The sequence below is a fragment of the Flavobacterium sp. genome (assembly GCF_044368625.1).
Classification (GTDB): domain Bacteria; phylum Bacteroidota; class Bacteroidia; order Flavobacteriales; family Flavobacteriaceae; genus Flavobacterium.
Map to the genome: position 1 here is coordinate 1 of NZ_JBIPPD010000251.1, position 4,155 is coordinate 4,155.

Annotated in this window: 3 protein-coding genes and 1 pseudogene; all 4 read left to right on the forward strand. The window is 36.7% G+C overall.

Features of this window, described 5'->3' with window-relative positions:
* The coding region (locus ACIQ2X_RS14260; RefSeq protein WP_396179611.1) for a toprim domain-containing protein at positions 1 to 250 on the forward strand (250 nt) is incomplete at its 5' end.
* 61 nt (positions 251 to 311) lie between these two features.
* The gene (locus tag ACIQ2X_RS14265; RefSeq protein ID WP_396179613.1) at positions 312 to 1,115 is read left to right on the forward strand and encodes a polysaccharide biosynthesis/export family protein; all 804 of its coding nucleotides are present in this window, start codon (positions 312 to 314) and stop codon (positions 1,113 to 1,115) included.
* Positions 1,116 to 1,124: 9 nt separating this feature from the next.
* On the forward strand, positions 1,125 to 3,554 hold the full coding sequence (locus ACIQ2X_RS14270) for a polysaccharide biosynthesis tyrosine autokinase (RefSeq protein ID WP_396179615.1): 2,430 nt from the start codon (positions 1,125 to 1,127) through the stop codon (positions 3,552 to 3,554).
* A gap of 181 nt (positions 3,555 to 3,735) precedes the next feature.
* Positions 3,736 to 4,155: pseudogene (locus ACIQ2X_RS14275) on the forward strand (nucleotide sugar dehydrogenase); the annotation flags it as partial.

A 4,155-nucleotide genomic window follows, 5' to 3' on the forward strand; every position in this document is an offset into this window, starting at 1 on the left:
AATTGGATCTTTGATCGAGAAAGCGAATTCAGGAACTGTCAAGGAATTAATTTTAGCACTAAGTTCAACTATGGAAGGCGATACAACGAATTTTTATATTTACAAACAAATTATAAATCAGGATTTGACTATTTCGACTATCGCACGCGGAATTGCAGTCGGAGATGAACTGGAATATGCCGATGAAGTTACGTTGGGCAGAAGTATTGTGCACCGCGTTCCTTTTGAAAATGCCTTTAAAAATAATTAATGAAGACATCCAATGTTGATTTTATAAATGAAAAGCTATATTTGTTATTAAAATGTATATAATGAGTTTTAAAAAAATCGGTTTGTTGTTTTTTTGCGCCATCATGCTTACTTCATGCGTGTCCAGAAAACAATTAATCTACTTGCAAGATACCGAAAAAGGAGCTGATAAAATGCTAAAAGCAGTGCAAACCCCTGAATACCGTTTGCAAACCAACGACATTATTTCGTTAAATATCAAAGCAATCGATCCGGAGTTAGTGGCTATTTTTAATACGACTAATTTAAATACGAATGCCGGAAACGCCAATCAAATGCGTCGAGAACAAGATATCTATTATGATGGTTTTACTGTGGACAGTCACGGAAATATTCGTATTCCAATCATCGGCGAAATCAATATTATGGGATTTACACTAGATGAAGTTCGTGTAAAAATCGAAAAAGAGTTGTTAGAAAATTATTTCAATAAAGAAGCCAATATTTTTGTAACCGTGAAAATGGCAGGACTTCGTTTTACAATAAATGGCGAAATTGCAAGTCCTGGAACCAAGACTTTGTTTCAAGAAAGAGTAACCGTTCTCGAAGCAATAGCTAATTCTGGAGACATCACGCTTACAGGAGATCGAAAAAATGTGACCATTATCCGCCAATATCCCTACGGGACCGAATTACATGACATCGATCTTACCGACAGAAAAGTAATCGAGTCGCCGTACTACTATTTACAACCCAATGATTATATCTACGTCAAGCCATTGCCCCAAAAATCATGGGGAACTGGTAAAACAGGGATTGAGTCGCTTGGTACAATCGTCACGCTTTTGAGTTTGGCAACAACTACTTATTTGTTGTTAACCCGTTAATGTAATTTTATGTTTGACAGTAAAGATTTTTCTCTAGCAGAACATTCCAACACGTTTGATTTTAAAGGGTTTTTAATCAAAACAATTGGTTATTGGAAAATATTTTTGCTCAGTTGGCTCATTGCTTTTACTATCGCATATCAAATAAATGTAAGAAAACAGAAAATATACCTCCTGTCCAACACGATTTCAGTAAAAGAGGAAACAAATCCTTTCTTCAGTTCAAACACCAGCTTGGTATTTAATTGGGGCGGTACGTCTGATAAGGTTCAAACAGTCTCGACTATGTTGCGTTCTCGTTCGCACAACGAAGAAGTAATCGAGCGTTTGCAATTTTATATCAATTATTTAGAGCAAGGCGATTACAATTTGGTCGACGCCTACGGTACAGTCCCTTTTCGAGTTTTTATTGACGAAAAAAAAGAGCAACTGGCAGGTCAGTTAATTCAAATTAAATTTGTGTCAGCCAATGAGTACGAGATTTCCATCCCTTTTGAATCGGATAGAGTGAGACTCGTTAATTATACCGACAAAACCTCCAACCGGATAGCTGTGAATCCAGTGCCTTTTACCCAAAAATTTAAAATTGGACAACAAGTGCAATTGCCATTTTTGAACTGGAAGATCAAACTTGCAGAACATCCAGGGATGTACATCAACAAAGAATACTACGTTCGATTGGATGATTTTGATCAAACCGTAGCTCAATTTCAAACGGTCGACGTCCAACCTATTTCTACAGGAAGTTCTATTTTGACACTTTCCATGCAAGGAACCAATAAGGCTAAACTGGTCGATTACCTCAATGCAACGGTAAAAGTGCTAAGCGAAAATCAATTGGCCGCTAAAAACCAATTTGCAACCAATACTATAAAATTTATTGACAGTACCATGTTGCAAATGGAAGAGCTACTCAAAGATTCTGGCGATGAGTTAAAAGCTTTTCGTCAAGGAAAAGATGTAGTTCAACTGGAAAATGGAGGAGCAGAAGTTTCCACCAGACTCAGCGAATTTGAAATTCAGCTGGATCTCATTAAACGAAAAATTGCCTACTACAATACGTTAAAATCGTATTTAACCAATAGCAATGATTTTTCGACTTTACCTGCACCTTCCGTAGCAGGAATCGAAGATCCCAATATTACTGTAAATGTTTCCAAACTGATTACGTTGTCGGTCCAGCGGGCCGAAAAAAGGTATGCGGTCAAGAGCGATAAACTTTTTCAAGACTTTGATAACCAAATGCAAGCCATTAAAGACGTGTTATTGGTCAATATCGCTTCTGCAAAAGTAGCCTTACAGTACGATTTAAACATGGTTTCGGCAAAAATGACACAAGCCCAAAATGAATTGCAAGTACTTCCTGAAAACCAACAAGAATTGTTCAAAATTCAACGGAAATACAATCTTAGTGATAATATTTACAGTTCTTTTTTAACCAAACGCAGCGAAGCAGAGGTAGTAAAAGCAGCAAACGTTTCGGATATCCGATTTATCGATACCGCAAAAGATACAGGTGGCGGAATTATTGGGCCTAAAACGGGTGTAAATTATATTTTAGCATTATTCTTGGGTTTCTTGCTGCCTTTTTTATACATACTGGTTGTCTTTCTTCTTAATAATACCATTCAATATAGAGAAGATTTAGAAAAAATAACCCAAATTCCAATTATTGGCGTAGTGGGTAAAAAGGGAACCGACACCAATTTAGCTGTTTTTGAACGACCCAAATCAGCACTTGCAGAAGCATTTCGAGCATTGCGATCTTCTTTGCAATTTTTGTACAAAAAGCAGCAATTGGCTGGTGCCAAAACACTAATGATTACCTCCTCCATTTCAGGCGAAGGAAAAACATTTTGCTCGATAAATATAGCAACAGTTTTAGCATTAAGTGAAAAACGTACCATCATTGTAGGATTAGATTTAAGAAAGCCGAAATTATTTACAGATTTCAATTGCACGAATCAAATAGGAGTTGTCAATTATTTAATCGGTACGCACACGCTCGACGAGGTGATTCAACCTACATTTGTACCCCACTTAGATTTGATTCCAGCCGGACCTTTACCACCCAATCCGGGGGAGTTACTAATCAGTGATGCAATTTCGGAATTGATTGATCGACTCAAAGAAAAATACGATTATATTATTTTAGACACACCTCCCATCGGATTGGTTTCGGATGCAATGGAGCTCTCCAGTTTTGCCGATGTAGTTTTGTACATTGTTCGACAAAATTATACTTCTAAAGCAATGATCGGACAACTGAACATGCGAAATAAAAAAGGTGAACTTAAAAACGTGAGCATCATTCTCAACGCTTTTGAAAATAATGCCCAGTATGGTTATGGATACGGTGCATACAGCAATGGCTATTATGAAGAACATGTAAGGATAAAAAATCCTTGGTCAAAGTTTAAGAAAAGAAAAAAAGAATAAAAACGCAACTTTTAACGCGTTTAAAACTATAAAAATTCAGACAGCTTGTTAAAGAAGGAATACCTATAATTCAGGCAATTTTATAGAAGTTTTAAGAAAAGTTTAGGCTTGAGAGGGTAATAATAATATCTTTGCATAATCAGTAAAACAGTACTCAGAAAATAGAGGAAATAGGTTAAAAATGAATATTAAATCAATTTGTTGTATCGGAGCGGGTTATGTAGGTGGTCCTACAATGGCAATCATAGCTTCTAAATGTCCGAACATCAAAGTTACTGTTGTGGATTTAAACGAAGCTCGAATTGCAGCTTGGAATGACGCGGATGTTACTAAAATTCCGATTTATGAACCCGGTTTGAGTAGCATCGTTGCAGAAGCACGTGGACGAAATTTATTTTTTTCAACAGATACCAATCGCGCTATTGAAGAAGCCGATATGATTTTTATTTCGGTAAATACGCCAACAAAAACCTATGGCTTAGGAAAAGGAATGGCTGCCGATTTGAAATACATCGAACTATGTGCCCGTCAAATAGCATCAGTTGCAAAAACAAATAAAATAGTGGTGGAGAAATCGACTTTGCCTGTTCGTACTGCCGAA

Excerpts from the sequence above, each read along its gene's own strand:
- ACIQ2X_RS14265 (WP_396179613.1), top strand. The coding sequence starts at position 312 with ATGAGTTTTAAAAAAATCGGTTTGTTGTTTTTTTGCGCCATCATGCTT.
- ACIQ2X_RS14270 (WP_396179615.1), top strand. The coding sequence starts at position 1,125 with ATGTTTGACAGTAAAGATTTTTCTCTAGCAGAACATTCCAACACGTTT.